19 protein-coding genes, 9 tRNA genes and 1 rRNA gene are annotated in these 15,933 nt (G+C 38.5%); 25 read left to right on the forward strand and 4 right to left on the reverse strand.

The window, feature by feature from the left end:
• Nucleotides 1-68: 68 nt before the first annotated feature.
• From G532_RS0111060 to G532_RS0111070, 3 genes are read right to left on the reverse strand one after another with little or no spacing between them, the layout of a single operon-like run.
• Nucleotides 69-926, reverse strand: coding sequence for a DegV family protein (locus G532_RS0111060; RefSeq protein WP_027964879.1), 858 nt, complete (start codon nucleotides 924-926; stop codon nucleotides 69-71).
• Between the two features lie 25 nt (nucleotides 927-951).
• Nucleotides 952-1,866: a DMT family transporter gene (locus G532_RS0111065; protein ID WP_027964880.1), complete on the reverse strand. Its 915-nt coding sequence runs from the start codon at nucleotides 1,864-1,866 to the stop codon at nucleotides 952-954.
• Nucleotides 1,867-1,878: 12 nt separating this feature from the next.
• Complete coding sequence (locus G532_RS0111070; protein WP_027964881.1) at nucleotides 1,879-2,490, reverse strand: rhomboid family intramembrane serine protease; 612 nt, start codon at nucleotides 2,488-2,490, stop codon at nucleotides 1,879-1,881.
• A 96-nt stretch (nucleotides 2,491-2,586) separates the two neighbouring features.
• On the opposite strand from G532_RS0111070, the gene acpS reads away from it, so the two are divergent.
• The 14 genes from acpS (at nucleotide 2,587) to G532_RS0111140 (ending at nucleotide 13,530) form a co-directional block, all read left to right on the forward strand.
• Complete coding sequence (gene acpS, locus G532_RS0111075) at nucleotides 2,587-2,949, forward strand: holo-ACP synthase (RefSeq protein WP_027964882.1); 363 nt, start codon at nucleotides 2,587-2,589, stop codon at nucleotides 2,947-2,949.
• A 149-nt stretch (nucleotides 2,950-3,098) separates the two neighbouring features.
• Complete coding sequence (locus G532_RS0111080; RefSeq protein WP_027964883.1) at nucleotides 3,099-4,115, forward strand: LolA family protein; 1,017 nt, start codon at nucleotides 3,099-3,101, stop codon at nucleotides 4,113-4,115.
• Nucleotides 4,116-4,189: 74 nt separating this feature from the next.
• Complete coding sequence (gene alr, locus G532_RS0111085) at nucleotides 4,190-5,302, forward strand: alanine racemase (RefSeq protein ID WP_027964884.1); 1,113 nt, start codon at nucleotides 4,190-4,192, stop codon at nucleotides 5,300-5,302.
• 119 nt (nucleotides 5,303-5,421) lie between these two features.
• Complete coding sequence (locus G532_RS0111090; protein WP_027964885.1) at nucleotides 5,422-5,703, forward strand: hypothetical protein; 282 nt, start codon at nucleotides 5,422-5,424, stop codon at nucleotides 5,701-5,703.
• A gap of 5 nt (nucleotides 5,704-5,708) precedes the next feature.
• Nucleotides 5,709-6,059 carry a type II toxin-antitoxin system PemK/MazF family toxin gene (locus tag G532_RS0111095; protein ID WP_027964886.1) on the forward strand — a complete coding sequence of 117 codons (351 nt, stop codon included), beginning with the start codon at nucleotides 5,709-5,711 and terminating at the stop codon, nucleotides 6,057-6,059.
• Between the two features lie 174 nt (nucleotides 6,060-6,233).
• A complete protein-coding gene (locus tag G532_RS0111100) occupies nucleotides 6,234-7,100 on the forward strand; it encodes an STAS domain-containing protein (protein ID WP_027964887.1) in 867 nt (288 codons plus the stop codon).
• 9 nt (nucleotides 7,101-7,109) lie between these two features.
• Complete coding sequence (locus tag G532_RS0111105; RefSeq protein WP_027964888.1) at nucleotides 7,110-7,469, forward strand: STAS domain-containing protein; 360 nt, start codon at nucleotides 7,110-7,112, stop codon at nucleotides 7,467-7,469.
• The gene (locus G532_RS0111110; RefSeq protein ID WP_027964889.1) at nucleotides 7,469-7,873 is read left to right on the forward strand and encodes an anti-sigma regulatory factor; all 405 of its coding nucleotides are present in this window, start codon (nucleotides 7,469-7,471) and stop codon (nucleotides 7,871-7,873) included. The genes G532_RS0111105 and G532_RS0111110 overlap by 1 nt, the downstream gene beginning before the upstream one ends.
• A gap of 99 nt (nucleotides 7,874-7,972) precedes the next feature.
• Nucleotides 7,973-8,983 carry a PP2C family protein-serine/threonine phosphatase gene (locus tag G532_RS0111115; protein ID WP_027964890.1) on the forward strand — a complete coding sequence of 337 codons (1,011 nt, stop codon included), beginning with the start codon at nucleotides 7,973-7,975 and terminating at the stop codon, nucleotides 8,981-8,983.
• A 67-nt stretch (nucleotides 8,984-9,050) separates the two neighbouring features.
• The gene (locus G532_RS0111120; RefSeq protein WP_027964891.1) at nucleotides 9,051-9,377 is read left to right on the forward strand and encodes an STAS domain-containing protein; all 327 of its coding nucleotides are present in this window, start codon (nucleotides 9,051-9,053) and stop codon (nucleotides 9,375-9,377) included.
• 1 nt (nucleotide 9,378) lies between these two features.
• Nucleotides 9,379-9,858 (forward strand): anti-sigma B factor RsbW, encoded by a 480-nt coding sequence (gene rsbW / locus G532_RS0111125; protein ID WP_027964892.1) that lies wholly within the window; start codon nucleotides 9,379-9,381, stop codon nucleotides 9,856-9,858.
• The gene (gene sigB / locus G532_RS0111130) at nucleotides 9,830-10,618 is read left to right on the forward strand and encodes an RNA polymerase sigma factor SigB (RefSeq protein ID WP_027964893.1); all 789 of its coding nucleotides are present in this window, start codon (nucleotides 9,830-9,832) and stop codon (nucleotides 10,616-10,618) included. The genes rsbW and sigB overlap by 29 nt, the downstream gene beginning before the upstream one ends.
• On the forward strand, nucleotides 10,615-11,226 hold the full coding sequence (locus tag G532_RS0111135; protein WP_027964894.1) for a SpoIIE family protein phosphatase: 612 nt from the start codon (nucleotides 10,615-10,617) through the stop codon (nucleotides 11,224-11,226). Before sigB ends, G532_RS0111135 begins: the two co-directional genes overlap by 4 nt.
• 144 nt (nucleotides 11,227-11,370) lie before the next feature.
• On the forward strand, nucleotides 11,371-13,530 hold the full coding sequence (locus G532_RS0111140; RefSeq protein ID WP_027964895.1) for a Tex family protein: 2,160 nt from the start codon (nucleotides 11,371-11,373) through the stop codon (nucleotides 13,528-13,530).
• Nucleotides 13,531-13,922: 392 nt separating this feature from the next.
• Here the strand turns inward: G532_RS0111140 and cmpA are convergent, their stop codons facing one another.
• The gene (cmpA, locus tag G532_RS16095; protein ID WP_156882584.1) at nucleotides 13,923-14,027 is read right to left on the reverse strand and encodes a cortex morphogenetic protein CmpA; all 105 of its coding nucleotides are present in this window, start codon (nucleotides 14,025-14,027) and stop codon (nucleotides 13,923-13,925) included.
• 77 nt (nucleotides 14,028-14,104) lie between these two features.
• On the opposite strand from cmpA, the gene G532_RS0111145 reads away from it, so the two are divergent.
• From G532_RS0111145 to G532_RS0111195, 11 genes are all read left to right on the forward strand, one after another.
• Nucleotides 14,105-14,557 (forward strand): SprT family protein, encoded by a 453-nt coding sequence (locus G532_RS0111145; protein ID WP_027964896.1) that lies wholly within the window; start codon nucleotides 14,105-14,107, stop codon nucleotides 14,555-14,557.
• A 235-nt stretch (nucleotides 14,558-14,792) separates the two neighbouring features.
• Nucleotides 14,793-14,867 (forward strand) — tRNA-Asn (locus G532_RS0111150).
• A gap of 3 nt (nucleotides 14,868-14,870) precedes the next feature.
• Nucleotides 14,871-14,961: transfer RNA gene (locus G532_RS0111155), tRNA-Ser, on the forward strand.
• An 11-nt stretch (nucleotides 14,962-14,972) separates the two neighbouring features.
• Nucleotides 14,973-15,044: transfer RNA gene (locus tag G532_RS0111160), tRNA-Glu, on the forward strand.
• An 8-nt stretch (nucleotides 15,045-15,052) separates the two neighbouring features.
• A tRNA-Asp gene (locus G532_RS0111165) sits at nucleotides 15,053-15,129 on the forward strand.
• Nucleotides 15,130-15,135: 6 nt separating this feature from the next.
• Nucleotides 15,136-15,210: transfer RNA gene (locus G532_RS0111170), tRNA-Gln, on the forward strand.
• A 109-nt stretch (nucleotides 15,211-15,319) separates the two neighbouring features.
• Nucleotides 15,320-15,406 (forward strand) — tRNA-Leu (locus G532_RS0111175).
• A 61-nt stretch (nucleotides 15,407-15,467) separates the two neighbouring features.
• A tRNA-Arg gene (locus tag G532_RS0111180) sits at nucleotides 15,468-15,544 on the forward strand.
• Nucleotides 15,545-15,576: 32 nt separating this feature from the next.
• A tRNA-Gly gene (locus tag G532_RS0111185) sits at nucleotides 15,577-15,650 on the forward strand.
• Between the two features lie 5 nt (nucleotides 15,651-15,655).
• Nucleotides 15,656-15,732 (forward strand) — tRNA-Ile (locus tag G532_RS0111190).
• A gap of 121 nt (nucleotides 15,733-15,853) precedes the next feature.
• Nucleotides 15,854-15,933: ribosomal RNA gene (locus tag G532_RS0111195) — 16S ribosomal RNA — on the forward strand; the annotation flags it as partial.

The raw sequence follows: 15,933 nt of genomic DNA on the forward strand, positions 1-15,933 counted from the left end.
CAATCCAGTAGAAAAAACACGCCCTGAAAGAAGATGAATTCTATCAGGGCGTGTTTCTATTACATCACTTATTTATCTTTTAAAAACGAGATTACTAATCCGCCTTCACCTGCGTGAGTAGCAATTAGAGGTCCCATCTCTACCATAATTTCTTCTTGTTGATTGTACTTATCTTTAATATTCGCTAGGACTTGACGTGCTTTTTCTTCGCAATTACTTTGGGCAATGGTGATCATTTTGCCATCTAGAGATTTTGTATAGTCTCCAATTTGTTCGACTAAACGGCGAAGTGCTTTCTTTTCCCCGCGTACTTTCTCCGTAACTTCAATATCACCTTCGTCAGATGCTTTCATTAATAATTTGATATTTAAGGTACGTGCAATTGTTCCACGAACTTTATCCAGGCGTCCACCTTTAATTAGGTTTTCTACTGTTTTAAGAGAGAAAAGAGTAACCGTTCTTTCCACATTAGACTTCGCTTGTTCTACTATTTCATCAAAATCTATACCTTGGTGTTCTAATTTGATCGCTTCATTTAAAATTAATGTAATACCATTAGAAGCTGTTTTCGTATTCACAATTTCAATCGTTCGATTAGGTTCTTCTTCTAGAAGCATGTCCTTACCGATTCCAGCATTCTGAAATGTAGCGCTTAAATTTTTGGTTAAAGAAAGCATGAGGATCGGTGTTTCAGGATCGACTTCTTTAAAACGTTCGTAAAAATCGTTCGGACTTGGTGCGGATGTTTTTGGTAATTCATCCTGAGCATTTACACGACGATAATAATCTTCTACGGTTAGTTCCACTCCAGATTTAAATACTTCTTCACCAAAGTGAATATTTAGTGGAATCACTTTAATATTATGCTTTTCTTCGAATCCAGTCGGTAAGTCAGCCCCACCGTCCACCATAAATTGAATAGCCATTTCGTCACCCCTAATATAGTTTTGATTACTTGATACCTGATTTGTCGTTAACTACGGAAGCCCTTTTCTTACGGGTTGTACTCATAATGAAGAGCATTAAGCCTAATATAACAATTACCCCACCTAGGAATTGCGACCATGTGATTAACTCGTCCAATACCAAATACGCTAAAATGGAGGCGCCAACAGGTTCGAAAAGAATCCCCATGGTAATCGTAGAGGCGGTAACCCATTTAAGTGCCCAATTAAATAATGTGTGTCCAAAGAAAGTGGGAATAATTGCTAATGCTAAGAAGTACATCCATGTCTCACCGGTATACCCGGTAAAAGACTGGTTTAGTAATACATTATATATTACTAGAGTGATAGAGCTAATGCCATAGACAACAAATGTATATGTCATTAAAGATAATCGTTTACGAACATTTTGTCCAAACAAAAAGTACCCTGTAACAGCAATAGCTCCCATAAGTGCTAGGAAGTTACCTACTAAAGCCATACCACTTATTTGGAAATCGCCCCAGCTGATAATGACACTACCTGTGAAGGCGATTATCATGCTGAAAACCGCTCCAGTGGTAAAACGTTCTTTGAAAAATAAATATCCCCCTAAAAAGGCGAAAATAGGTTGTGTGGTTACTAATACAACGGAACTAGCGACAGAGGTGTGGTTTAAGGATTCAAACCATAAAATAAAGTGTAAGGCTAAAAACACACCTGCTAAGGTCGAATAATACCAATCCTGCTTGGAGATGTGTTTGAAATCTTCCCGATGTTTCCATAAGACATAAGGTAACATGATTAATACTGCTAATAGTAGACGATAATTTGCGACGATCGAGGAAGGTGCGTCCGCGAGTCTAACAAATATAGCGGAGGTAGAGACAGCCACAACTCCGATCGCAATGGCAATGTATGGAGCCAACTGGTTTCTTTCCATAAAATCCTCCTGTTAAATTCGACCTTTCGAGTGGTTAGCAAATAATATAGGGCCAAGTGCTAACCCAGCGAGAAGACCAAATACGTGTGCTGTAACGTTGATCCCACTAGTTGCAAACGTCATGATTAAAGCAATTGCAACAATGACAATGACGATCTGTCTACTATCACCATCTAGAAGATTCGGACGCATGAACAATAAGTATAAATAGATTCCAAATAACCCAAAGATCGCTCCTGAAGCTCCTGCATGTGAATAAATTGGTGGTTGTAGAAACAGGGTCGCCACGTTCGCTAATACCCCCATTGTTAAATATGCTAAAATGAATTTAACTTTCCCTAGCATCACTTCTAATGCTGGGCCAAATAATATTAAGCTGAATGAATTAAAAAGGATATGTGTAAGTGAAAGGTGAACGAATATGGGTGTTACAAGTCGCCAATATTCACCGGCATCACTGATTAAGTAGTTTATTCCAAGTAAATCATATTTAATGCTCTCAGACGCTACACCAGGCATAACCTCGGTAATTAAAAATAGTACAATGTGAATGGCTACGATGATTGTGACGATTGGATAATATCGAATAAATTGCTGGAAACTTTCTGTTCTGAGAAAGAACATCTACATACGCCTCTCTTCAGTCACTTCTTGTGACGTACTTTTATTATAAGAATACTAATCTTTACGGGAACATGCAATGAGAAAGAAGGTTATAACATGATAACAGGAATAGGAATCGATTTAGCAGAAATTGAACGTATTGATCGTTTATATAAGAAGAAGGATCGTTTTCCGAAGCGAATCCTGTCTTCAAGAGAGCTTGAGATTTTTGACCAATTAATGAATAGAAAGCGTAAACTCGAATTCCTTGCTGGACGATTCGCTGCAAAAGAAGCTTACAGTAAGGCTTGTGGTACAGGAATAGGGAGTAGTATGTCCTTTGTAAGCATTGAAGTATTACCTTTGAACAGTGGAAAACCAGTGTTGTTTGTAAGTGGTGTCTTGCAGTCTTCTGTCCTTGTCTCTATTTCCCATAGTAAAGCATACGCAGTTGCACAGGTAGTTATACAAACGGAATAAACGTTTTTGAAAGGTTGTCTGCATATTCAATTTCCTCTGCTCATATAGTTTAATGCGGGTTACAAAAAAGTCCGACGTGCACTTTGTCACCGCAACACTATAGATTGCTTGTGTACAAGCGACGAAAATGAGACGGAGGAGTTGTCCAAATGAAAAGATTCATGCTTTTATTAGTTGTATTGGTAGCTGCGATCACCATGGCTGCGTGTGGAGAGGAAACGGCAGAAGACGTCCTTGCTGATTTAGAGAAGCAAGTTGGCGATATGGAAAGTTTTCGGGCTACCGCGGATATGACCATGAACACAGGGGAAGAACCTCAACATTATCAAGTGAACCTATGGCATCTAAAAGATGATTATTTCAAAGTAGAAATGAATAATCAAACGGATGAGAAGGGGAATCAGGTCATTTTAAGAAATGAAGAAGGGGTGTTTGTTCTCACACCTTCCATTAACAAAAGCTATAAGTTTCAGAATGATTGGCCGCAACACCATAGCCAACCCTATTTATATCAATCTCTAGTTAATGATATTCAGGCAGATTCTGAAAGAGAGTACCAAACGACAGAAAATTATTATGTATTTAAAGTGAAGACAGATTATAAAGGGAATCAACAATTACCTCTTCAAGAGATTTATTTTCATAAAAAATCACTTCAGCCAGCTCTAGTGAGAGTACAGGATCAAACAGGCGAAACAATGGTAGAAGTTGATTTCACCGAATTCGAATTTAACGCTAATATTTCTATGGATGAATTTGATACAGACGAAAATTTAGCTGAAGGGGCAGTGAGTGTTCCTACTATGGCAGAGCTTGAAACAGAGGAGAATGAAATTTATTTCCCAACTACGTTACCAGAAGGAACCTCATTGGTACAAGAAGAGTCCATATCCTTTGATAACGGTGAGCGTACGATTCTTACCTTTGAAGGGGACAAATCTTTCACTTTAGTCCAAGAGATGTATGAGTCTTACCCAACCAGTTTAGAAATTCCTGTATATGCAAACGGAGAAATGGTCGATTTAGGAATGGAAGTCGGTGTGATGACTGACCAAACCTTGGAGTGGGAACAAGATGGTATGCGTTTTGTATTGGCAAGTGACTCTTTAACAGTTAACGAAAAGGTCGACTTGGCCAAGTCTGTTATGAAATCGATGGTTAAATAAAATTGTCTCAGGTGATTATTTGACAACCTACTTTGAAAGTATAGATAATGAAAAGAAAAAAAGTAGGGACGATCATGGCACAAACTTTTTTCAGAGATACATGGGCTGAGGTAGACCTCAGTGCCATTAAACACAATATAAATGAATTGAACAAATTTCATCATAACTCCAAAAAAATCTATGCCGTGGTCAAGGCTAATGGATATGGACACGGGGATATCCCAGTGGCGAAAGCAGCGGTGGAGGCAGGTGCGAGTGTCCTCGCTGTAGCCACTTTCGATGAGGCACTCCGACTACGGCGTGCTTTTTCGACGATCCCCATCTTGGTTTTTGGAAGAATACGGCCAAGTGACATCCAGCTAGCGGCTGATCACCAAATAGCTTTAACCGTCTATCAATCGGAATGGTTAGAACAAGCGAAGCAATATACGAATGATTCGGTTGATTTACATGTGAAAATAGATACAGGAATGAACCGTGTTGGTATAAGGTTAGAAGAAGAGGCGTATGATGTTATAAAAGGCATTGAAGCTTCTCCTTTTCAATTGACAGGGTTATATACACATTTTGCGACGGCAGATGAAGAATCAGTCGAATATTTCAATGCTCAAAAAGATAGGTTCGAAGCCTTCTATCATCGAATAAAGCATCTGGTGTCCAGTGAAGTAGAAGTGCATGTAGGCAATTCTGCAACTTCATTAAGATATAAAGAGGACTTATATGACGCTGTAAGGTTTGGCATCAGCATGTATGGATTATATCCTTCAGAAGCAGTGGCAAAGAATACTTCTGTAAACCTGCAACCTGCCTTCACATTATACAGTCACCTAGCTCATGTGAAACAACTAGAAGCGGGTGAATCCATTAGTTATGGAGCAACGTATACTGCAAAAGGGAAAGAATGGATCGGGACTATTCCAATTGGGTATGGGGATGGTTGGATTAGAAAGCTTGAGGGATTTCAAGTGATGATCCAAGGAGAGTTACAACCAATTGTAGGGAGAATTTGCATGGACCAAATGATGGTTCGATTGTCGCAGCCATTTGATGTTGATTCTAAAGTTACATTAATTGGTAAGTCGGGTGGGAATGTTATACAAGTAGAAGACGTAGCCGATTATTTAGAGACAATAAATTATGAAATCCCCTGCATGATTAACGAACGAGTTCCAAGAATTCATACTTAAAAAAATATTCAGATATAAGTTTTTTCAACAAATTATTGCGTTTTTCCTTTACGAATGGTATCGAATGGTGTTATTATGTTCAATAGATTTGGTGCTCGTAAAAAGTTGGGGGTGTAAGGATGTCAACAAACGCAGAAAAGGTAGTTCTAGAACTGCCGATATCTTTACTGAAAGAGTGTGACGAATTGGTAGAAAGCGACGGAAATGCTGCTGACCGCAATCAATTAATCATGCAAGCTGTTAACAATTATGTAAAAGAAGAGAAAAAGCGTAAGATTCAAGAAAAGATGCGCCGTGGTTATGTAGAGATGAAAAATATCAACTTAGACATCGCATCAGAGGCTTTTCAGGCCGAAGAGGAGGCTGACACCACTCTTGAGCGCTTAGTGAGTGGGGTGTAATTAATTTGTATGTAAAACGAGGCGACGTTTATTACGCTGATCTAACACCAGTTGTTGGTTCGGAGCAAGGCGGTGTTCGCCCAGTTCTTGTTATTCAAAATAATATTGGAAATCGATTCAGTCCTACTGTAATTGTTGCTGCAATTACAGCTCAAATTCAGAAAGCTAAGTTACCAACTCACGTCGAAATTGATGCGGAAGTTTATGATTTCGATCGTGATTCTGTTATCTTACTGGAACAAATTCGTACCATTGACAAACAACGTTTAACAGATAAAATCACTACGCTTGACGAACAAGTGATGGTACAGGTGGACGATGCGTTACAGATTAGTTTGGGACTGCTAGATTTATAACTTAAAGTTAATCATCCTTTACCTTTTATGAATATGTGTTAAACATATTTGTAAAAGGTATTTTTATATTTTGAGGTTGGAAAATGTCGAGTTTTCGGAAAAAAGTAGATAATTTTTGTAATTAATGATAAATTTGAATAAAGAATTTTATGCCTTGGAGGGTGAATTTTCAAAATGTCTATGAAAGCACAGTTAATTAATAATAAGCAAGAAATATTAGAACAATGGCTTGAAGAAGTAGAAAACAAGGAATTAATGCATTATAGTAAAACCATTTCAGAAGATCTGATTGGACGTACAAACAATGAATTAATTGACACAATTTTCATCGCCTTAGAAAATGAAACAGGAGCGAATGATGAATTACAGCAATTCGCTGAAAAAATAGTTAACCTTGGTTGGCCAATCGGATACATAACAGAAGGTATGCAAGTATTTCGTTCTGTAAGTATTAAAACGATTTTAGAAAAAAATAGCGACGCAAATAAAGATTACTTCTTGAATGTTATGGATGAGGTAAATCAAATCGTTGACCCGATTAAAACGTATTTAATTAATCAGTATTCTACAAATTGGGATAATATCGTCTCCTTACAGAAATTGGCGTTAGAAGAGTTGTCAGCGCCTTTAATTCCTGTGATGGACGATATTACAGTTATGCCTTTAGTTGGTACCATTGATACAGATCGTGCGAAGTTAATTATGGAAAATTTATTGAGTGGAATTGTGAAACACCGTACAGACGTAGTATTAATCGATATTACAGGCGTCCCTGTTGTTGATACAATGGTAGCTCACCACATTATCCAGGCGGCTGAAGCGGTCCGTTTATTAGGTGCGACTTGTATTTTAGTAGGAATTCGTCCTGAAATCGCCCAGACGATTGTGAATTTAGGGATTGATTTGAGTAATTTCCCTACAAAGAGCTCATTGAGCAAAGGATTCCAAACAGCTCTACAAATGACTGACAAGCATATTATCTCAAGTAACAAAGATGGCCAAAACCTTGAACAAATCATGGAAGCAATTGAGAAGGAGTGAAACTAAATCATGCGCATCCCTATTTTAAAACTACATGACTACTTATTAGTATCCATCCAAGTTGAGTTAGACGATCAATCAGCGATGGAATTTCAAGAAGACTTATTAAAGAAAATTCATAATAGTGGAGCTACCGGAGTCGTTATTGACCTCACATCTGTGGAAGTAATAGATTCATTTATTGCTAAAGTACTGGGTGATGTCGTATCGATGGCTGATTTAATGGGAGCTAAAGTAGTGTTCACTGGCGTTCAACCTGCTGTATCTATGACTTTAATTGAATTAGGTATATATTTAAAAGAAGTTCCTACAGCGCTAGACCTTGAACAAGGACTAATCAAGCTACGACAAGAATTGGAGGAGAAGTGATGAATGAAACTTTATCCTCTGTGCCAATTCGAAAAGAATGGGATATAGTAGGTGCGCGTCAAACTGGTAGAAATTGGGCTAAAGATTTAGGCTTCGGATCAGTGGATCAGGCCCGTATTGCGACAGCAATTTCCGAGTTAGCTCGAAATATATATTTATACGCTAAAGTTGGCGAAATCAACTTTGAAAGATTAGACTCTGTGCCTAGTATTGGTCTGAAGATAACTGCAAGAGATCAAGGTCCAGGGATTAAAGAAGTAAGTAAAGTAATGAAAGATGGATATTCCACATCTGGAGGGCTGGGTGCTGGCTTGCCTGGTGTGAAACGATTAATGGACGAGTTTGATATTGAATCGACGGATGCAGGTACTGTAGTGACTGTCATTAAATGGACTCGTATTTGAAATAGGTTCTGTTATAGGGTTCAAGTGCCCCTTCTACTTGCTATAAAGAAAATAAACAAAGCGAGTAAAGGCAGTACCTAATTGTAAAGGGGGATGAAGGTGGGCTCAACTAAGTCAGGAAAACAAGATTATAAACAATTATTGATGGAATATTTAGAAACAGGAGACGAATCTGTGCTTTACCGTGCGGAACAGTTTAGCAAAAATTCGATCCAACAGAGTATATCTCCTGATGAAATTGTGAATGAACATTATCAGTCCCTCCTTGATATCATCCCTGATATGGACGATCGGATAAAAAGTTCATTTCAATTTCTTATTGAAACAATGATTTCTTATGGTATGGCTTATCAGGAATATCATGTGTTAAGAGAGAAACAGATTGAACTTCGATCAGAAATTGGAGTAGCTGCGAATATGCAGGACACACTATTAAAGACACAAGTTCCACAAGTGGACTCTTTGGATATAGGTGTAAAATCAGTTGCTGCAAAAGAAATGAATGGCGATTATCATCACTTTATAATAGATGACAAAGGGAATATTGGTATTGCGATTGCAGATGTGATTGGAAAAGGGATTCCGGCAGCTTTTTGTATGTCGATGATTAAGTATGCTTTAGAAAGTTTCTCTGAAAATCAAATTTTCCCTAAATATATTTTAGATTCGATTAACCGTGTTGTTGAAAGAAATGTAAAAGAAGGCATGTTTGTAACGATGTTCTATGGCTTCTACGACGTGGATACGAATTATTTCCACTATGCTTCTGCTGGACATGAGCCAGGTTTTATTTTACGTAAAGAATCCCATGAATTTGAAGAAATTGATGCAAAAGGATTACTTCTTGGCGTGGAAAGTGAAGTAACCTACGAAGAAAAATTTACTCAAATCGAAAAGGACGACATTATTGTTCTTTTCACAGATGGAGTAACAGAATGTCGTTATGGAGACCGCTTTATAGAGCAAGAAGAAGTCTTAGATGTAATTAAGTCATTTTCACATTTACCGGCACAAGAGATTGTCGATAGTGTGTATAAATACTTTGAAAGACTCCAGGACTTTGAGCTTAGAGATGATTTTACTATAGCAGTATTAAAAAGAATCAAGTAAGAATGTTTATGGTTATACAAGAGTGGGTATTTACAAATATAGTACGAAAGAATCGGAGGCGAAAGAAATGAATCTACATATCGATGACTTTAAAAATGATGATGTAGCTACGTTGAAACTTTCTGGTGAGATTGATGCTTACACAGCACCTCAACTGAAAGAGAAATTATTAGGATATGTTAAAGAGTATGACGAGGTACAAGTTGACCTAGAGAAAGTGAACTATATGGATAGTACTGGACTAGGTGTATTCATTAGCGCACTAAAAACTTCTAAAGAGAATGAAAGCAAATTCAAATTGATTAATTTGCAGGAGAACGTGTATCGCCTATTTAACATCACAGGCTTGAATGAAGTCATTGATATTGAAAACACAGTTCAAGGTGGTATGTAAAATGAAGGAAGCATTTGACTTTTTAGAGATGAAGTTGCCTGCAAAATCAGAATTTGTAGGAGTTTTGCGTTTAACTATTTCTGGTGTTGCTAATCGAATGGGTTTCTCTTATGAAGAAATTGAAGATTTGAAAGTTGCAGTATCAGAAGCGATTACGAATGCAGTTAAACACGCTTATTATGATGAAGAAACTGGTGAAGTTACAATCGGATTCGGCTTATATGAAGATCGTTTAGAAGTTATGGTCGCTGATCATGGTGGAAGCTTTAATTTAAAAGAAGTTAAAGAAGATACGGGCCCGTATGATGAAGGAGTTCCAGTTACCAATATGCGTGAGGGAGGTTTCGGTCTATTTTTAATCGATGCCCTGATGGATAAAGTAGAAATCAATAATAATCATGGCGTAATCGTACTGATGACGAAGTTTTTGTACGAAAATGAGGTGGGCCAAAATGACGACCAGATCTCAACATCACAGTAATGAAGAAGATATTTATGAACTAATAAATCATCTACACCAACACCCTAACGATGAAGCAGTCCAAGAAAGAATCATTCGAAAATATGAGAATTTGGTACACTCCATCGCAAAGAAGTATTCAAAAAATAGCGAGATTCATGAAGATCTTGTACAAGTAGGGATGCTAGGTTTGCTAGCAGCTATTAGAAGGTATGACGAATCCTTCGGCAAATCGTTTGAATCGTTCGCAGTCCCTACTATTATTGGTGAAATCAAACGTTTCATTCGCGATAAAACATGGAGCGTTCATGTGCCTAGAAGAATCAAAGAGCTTGGTCCTAAAATCAAGAAGGCTGTAGAAGAACTAACGACAGATATGCAAGATTCACCGTCTGTACCAGAGATCGCTGCTTATTTAGAAGTTTCTGAAGAAGAAGTCTTAGAAACAATGGAAATGGGTAAAAGCTACAATGCTTTATCTACAGACCGTAAGATTGAGGCAGATTCTGACGGAAGTACAGTAACAATTCTTGATTTAGTAGGTAATCAAGACGATGGATATGAACAAACAGATTATAAGATGTTAATTGATAAAATCTTACCGCTATTAAATGAGCGGGAACAAGAAATTCTTAAATGCACGTATTTCGAAAACTTGAGTCAAAAAGAAACTGGTGAGCGCTTAGGATTATCCCAAATGCATGTATCTCGATTACAACGTAGAGCACTTCGAAAACTAAGAGATTCGATCAGCGCAGAGGACATGGAGGTTTTATTTTGATTGAACGCAAAAACCAAATGGAAATTGCGACTTATCAAAAGGCCAAAAAGGGAAACTATTACTCAGGAGATTCTTTTTTTTATGAGGAACTCGAAGATGGATTTATTTGTGCTTTAGCGGATGGTCTTGGAAGTGGAGAGATTGCAATGAACTCCTCAGAGGCTGCGATTGAAGTTATCAAGAATAATAAATCTGCACCTTTGGATGATTTGGTTGATCTTTGCAATAAAGCAATGGCTGGTACCAATATCCGTGGCTGCGTCTTAGGAATCTTACGTGTAGATTATGTGGAACAATCTTATGCTTATTCTTCCTTAGGGAATATAAGTGTGATTATGGTTGCGAAGGATGGGAAGAAAGAACGAAATATCCCAGTGCCTGGATACTTATCTGGAGTTCCTCATAAAGTAAAAGTCCATAATGGTCCATTAGAAGAAGGTTCGATCTTTTTTATGTTTTCTGATGGAGTAGACGAGCATCAGCTGACAAAAGAATTTTATAATCACCGAACAATGGATTTAACCGTTGATTGGTATAAACGCCAAGAGAATAAAATGAATGATGACACCACCTTGATTGCGATGAAGTATAAAGGTGAGGTTTCTTAATTTAGCTCTTACATGTCCTCATTGTGAGGGCTTTTTTATTTTGTAAGGCTTTTTGGTACAATAAAAAGGTATAAGCAAGTGTGGATAACCGAGGATATTCGTATCCCGTTTCCTAGTACGATGATTTATGAGGAGGAACTTGGATTGACAACAGAAACAAACGCAATTATTCAGATCGTAGCAAAGCAAACGCAACTGCAAATGCCGATCGTAACAACCGTGGTCCATATGCTAGAAGAAGGAAATACGATTCCGTTTATTGCCCGTTATCGAAAAGAACAAACCAAAGGGTTAGACGAAACGCAAATTCAATCCATTAAGGAAACGTATGATTACCAGCAGCAGCTTCATCAAAGAAAAGAAGAAGTCATTCGTTTAATTGAAGAACAAGGAAAATTAACCGATGACTTAAAGCATGATATTAACCGTGCAGAAAAGTTACAACGGGTAGAAGATCTTTATCGCCCGTATAAACAAAAGCGAAGAACACGTGCGACTATTGCCAAAGAAAAAGGACTCGAACCTTTAGCAATTGCTATTGAGCAAGAGCAGGTTACGGATTTAAATAAAGTAGCAGAGAACTACTTAGACGAAGAGCAAGAACTAACAGATGTGGATTTAGTTCTACAAGGTGCGAGTGACATAATCGCCGAGTGGATTTCTGATGAACCATCTTTCCGAGATAAAATCAGAAACATGACGTATGCGAAAGGAACAATCGCAACGGAGAAGAAAAAGAAAGCAGAAGATGAACAAGGTGTTTTTCAGATGTACTATGAATACCAGGAACCTGTTTCTAAAATAGCATCTCACCGCGTATTAGCTGTAAATCGCGGAGAAAAAGAAAAAGTTCTTAAAGTCACCATTGATACACCAACTGAACAGATCCTTCACTATCTGCAGCAAGAAAAAATTCATAAATCCTCCGGGGAGGCTCGAGAATTCCTAGAGCAAACCATTGAGGACAGCTATAAAAGATTAATCCAACCTTCGATCGAGCGTGATTTAAGAACAACTTTAACAGAACAGGCTGAAGATCATGCAATCACGGTGTTTGGTAAGAATTTAAACAGTCTCTTACTACAACCACCATTAAAAGGGAAAACGATTCTTGGTGTGGACCCTGCCTACCGTACTGGTTGTAAATTAGTAGTAGTTGATGAAACAGGGCAGATGAAAGAAGTCGATGTCATTTATCCAACAGCTCCAAGGAATGATATTGCTGGGTCTGAAAAGCGAATCTCACAACTGCTAGAGAAATATCCGATCGAATTAGTTGCAGTCGGAAATGGTACTGCATCTAGGGAAACAGAGCAGTTTATAGCTGAATTTATCCAGAAGAATAACTTAGATCACTTAGCATACTTAATCGTCAATGAAGCTGGTGCAAGTGTCTATTCAGCTTCCAAGTTAGCGCGTGAAGAATTCCCGGACTTACAAGTAGAGGAAAGAAGTGCCGTTTCTATAGCGAGAAGAGTACAAGACCCGTTAAGTGAACTCGTGAAAATTGACCCTAAATCCATAGGAGTTGGCCAATACCAACACGATGTAAGCCAAAAGAAATTAAATGATTCTTTAACCTTTGTAGTGGAGAAAGCAGTGAACCAAGTAGGGGTAAACGTTAATACAGCTTCTTCGTCCTTACTACAATATATTTCCGGGTTAAATAAAACCGTAGCAAATAATATTGTGAAGTATCGAGAAGAGAATGGGCGCTTCGAAAGTCGAACGCAAATTAAAAAAGTACCACGACTTGGGGCGAAAACGTATGAGCAAGCAATTGGCTTTATGCGGATTATTGATGGAAAAGAACCACTAGATCGTACGTCGATTCACCCAGAATCGTATAAAGATACAAAAGAAATCTTGAAAAGAATTAATTTGAAATCCGATCAGATCGGTAGCGAAGAAGCTGTCGAGCGATTGAACCAAGTGACGCTTCAGGAAGTTAGTGACGGGTTAGAAGTTGGCGAACTAACATTAAAAGACATCATGGACGATCTAAAGAAACCAAATCGAGACCCGCGTGATGAATTACCTAAGCCATTACTAAAGACAAACGTCCTATCCATGGAAGACTTAGAACAAGGGATGGAATTACAAGGAACAGTACGAAACGTAGTAGACTTCGGCGCGTTCGTTGATATTGGGGTAAAACAAGATGGACTAGTGCACGTCTCCAAACTATCACAACGCTTTGTTAAAAACCCATTAGACGTGGTAGCTGTTGGCGACATCGTTACCGTTTGGGTAGAAGAAGTAGATGTAAAAAGACAACGTGTAGCACTAACCATGGTAAAATAATAGCCTTTAAGAATGGCCTCCTGACTTTCATTTGTTGGGAGGTTATTTTTGTGTGGTTGGTTGAGGCTTGCTTGCTGAGGGTGGGATATCCAACTTAGTTGGAGGGTATCGAGGTTAATGGGAATATAACCAGCTTAGTGAGAGGTTATCCAGGATGATATGGATATAACCAACTTGGTGGGAGGTTATCCAAGATAAGAGGGATATAACCAACATGGTGCGAGGTTATCCAAGATAAGAGTAATATAACCAACTTAATTTATTCATAAAAGTACCAATGCTCTAAAGCAGTAACAAGTAATAATTTGTTACTGCTTTATTCAATCTATATACGTGGCTAGCGTACCGATTAATGTTAAAATATGAATCATACTAAGTGAAGTAGCTTTAAATTAAAAACGGTGATAATAGAACCAGCATTGGTTAAGCGTCTTAATCGTATACAGATCTTTTTCTTTAAAAGCTTTCTCGAACTGATTGATTAACCATTTAGGCATTTACACAACCCCATTATGATTTTATTGTATAATATGTAGGTGATTAATTGTTCGTGAGAAAGTGTAGGTGAATTAAAATGGAAAATAAAGAACTTCAACAAATAACGGAGCAAATTTCACAGAATGATTTTAATCGTCCATTTAATGACCGAATCATTTTTAATCCAAGGCTTCGGACGACGGGCGGACGGTATATTCCTACAAGGCGCATTATTGAAATCAATAAAAAATATTATACGGAGTTAGGTCGTGATGAGTTAGTTGGCATTATCAAACATGAGCTTTGTCATTATCACTTACATATCGAAGGGAAACCTTTTCATCACAGAAGTGCTGAATTTAAAAAGTTATTAAGCCAAACAAATGCACCGAGATTTTGTGAAAGGTTACCGTCAGAAGCTTCTCAATCTACATTAATCTATCAATGTGGGCAGTGTGGCATGAAGTATAACCGAAAAAGAAAGTTAAATACAGAGCGGTATCGGTGTGGAAAGTGTAGAGGTGAGATTTTCTTTATAGAAAAAGATTAAACTTCTATTGACTCGACAAAAAGAGTCGTGTTAAATTATAAAAGCTGACGAAAAAGTTTGGTTGATTCCGAATGAAAATGTAATGAAAAACTTTCTCGATAGGAATTGACAGCTTTGCAAAGTTATTGTATGATACTTAACGTCGCAACTTTAGAAGAGGGTATTAAAAGTTAACTTTTCTAATCGATCTATTAAAAGTAAATTCTAAATATGTTACGTCATTTTGAGAGTCTATTCCAGCGTAGCTCAGTGGTAGAGCAGTTGACTGTTAATCAATTGGTCGCAGGTTCGAATCCTGCCGCTGGAGCCATACGGAGAAGTACTCAAGTGGCTGAAGAGGCGCCCCTGCTAAGGGTGTAGGTCGCGTAAGCGGCGCGAGGGTTCAAATCCCTCCTTCTCCGCCATTTTTTTAAATGGCCCGTTGGTCAAGTGGTTAAGACACCGCCCTTTCACGGCGGTAACACGGGTTCGAATCCCGTACGGGTCACTCTCAAAGGTCCGGTAGTTCAGTTGGTTAGAATGCCTGCCTGTCACGCAGGAGGTCGCGGGTTCGAGTCCCGTCCGGACCGCCATTTTGTTGGGCCATGGCCAAGCGGTAAGGCAACGGCTTTTGGTGCCGTCATGCGTAGGTTCGAATCCTACTGGCCCAGCCATTTATTTTCTCAATTATATAGTTATTGCAAGTCTTTTTTTATTGCTTAAAACTTTAAACATAATGGAATGCACGCTAGAGGCCGGTCAGAATTTTGTGACTCAACTCATGCGGTCGTGGCGGAACGGCAGACGCGCTAGGTTGAGGGCCTAGTGGGAGTTTATCCCGTGGAGGTTCAAATCCTCTCGACCGCACCATTTAAAAATAATCCCTTGCATTTCGAATTCAGATTTGATATGATAATCTTTGTCGCAATTGGCGCCCGTAGCTCAATTGGACAGAGCGTCTGACTACGGATCAGAAGGTTAGGGGTTCGACTCCTCTCGGGCGCGCCAAAATTTTCAATTAAATATTTTCAACTTTATATGCGGGTGTAGTTTAATGGTAAAACCTCAGCCTTCCAAGCTGATGTTGTGGGTTCGATTCCCATCACCCGCTCCATATATGGGCCTGTAGCTCAGCTGGTTAGAGCGCACGCCTGATAAGCGTGAGGTCGGTGGTTCAAGTCCACTCAGGCCCACCATATAACTCGAACCTTGAAAACTAAACAAAATAGCCTGTCGTCAATTCGTTTTCTTTCTATTAAATAGGAGAAAACATTGGCAACAAACAGAAACAAGCTAGCAAGAGCTAATCAAACACTTTATATGGAGAGTTTGATCCTGGCTCAGGACGAACGCTGGCGGCGTGCCTAATACATGCAAGTCGAGCGCAGGAAGCAGAC

The sequence above is a fragment of the Halalkalibacillus halophilus DSM 18494 genome (assembly GCF_000423105.1).
GTDB lineage: Bacteria > Bacillota > Bacilli > Bacillales > Alkalibacillaceae > Halalkalibacillus > Halalkalibacillus halophilus.

Excerpts from the sequence above, each read along its gene's own strand:
- alr (WP_027964884.1), top strand. The coding sequence starts at position 4,190 with ATGGCACAAACTTTTTTCAGAGATACATGGGCTGAGGTAGACCTCAGT.
- cmpA (WP_156882584.1), bottom strand. The coding sequence starts at position 14,027 with ATGCCTAAATGGTTAATCAATCAGTTCGAGAAAGCTTTTAAAGAAAAA.
- sigB (WP_027964893.1), top strand. The coding sequence starts at position 9,830 with ATGACGACCAGATCTCAACATCACAGTAATGAAGAAGATATTTATGAA.
- G532_RS0111080 (WP_027964883.1), top strand. The coding sequence starts at position 3,099 with ATGAAAAGATTCATGCTTTTATTAGTTGTATTGGTAGCTGCGATCACC.
- G532_RS0111120 (WP_027964891.1), top strand. The coding sequence starts at position 9,051 with ATGAATCTACATATCGATGACTTTAAAAATGATGATGTAGCTACGTTG.
- G532_RS0111065 (WP_027964880.1), bottom strand. The coding sequence starts at position 1,866 with ATGGAAAGAAACCAGTTGGCTCCATACATTGCCATTGCGATCGGAGTT.
- G532_RS0111105 (WP_027964888.1), top strand. The coding sequence starts at position 7,110 with ATGCGCATCCCTATTTTAAAACTACATGACTACTTATTAGTATCCATC.
- acpS (WP_027964882.1), top strand. The coding sequence starts at position 2,587 with ATGATAACAGGAATAGGAATCGATTTAGCAGAAATTGAACGTATTGAT.
- G532_RS0111060 (WP_027964879.1), bottom strand. The coding sequence starts at position 926 with ATGGCTATTCAATTTATGGTGGACGGTGGGGCTGACTTACCGACTGGA.
- G532_RS0111110 (WP_027964889.1), top strand. The coding sequence starts at position 7,469 with ATGAATGAAACTTTATCCTCTGTGCCAATTCGAAAAGAATGGGATATA.
- G532_RS0111145 (WP_027964896.1), top strand. The coding sequence starts at position 14,105 with ATGGAAAATAAAGAACTTCAACAAATAACGGAGCAAATTTCACAGAAT.
- G532_RS0111070 (WP_027964881.1), bottom strand. The coding sequence starts at position 2,490 with ATGTTCTTTCTCAGAACAGAAAGTTTCCAGCAATTTATTCGATATTAT.
- G532_RS0111090 (WP_027964885.1), top strand. The coding sequence starts at position 5,422 with ATGTCAACAAACGCAGAAAAGGTAGTTCTAGAACTGCCGATATCTTTA.
- G532_RS0111100 (WP_027964887.1), top strand. The coding sequence starts at position 6,234 with ATGTCTATGAAAGCACAGTTAATTAATAATAAGCAAGAAATATTAGAA.
- rsbW (WP_027964892.1), top strand. The coding sequence starts at position 9,379 with ATGAAGGAAGCATTTGACTTTTTAGAGATGAAGTTGCCTGCAAAATCA.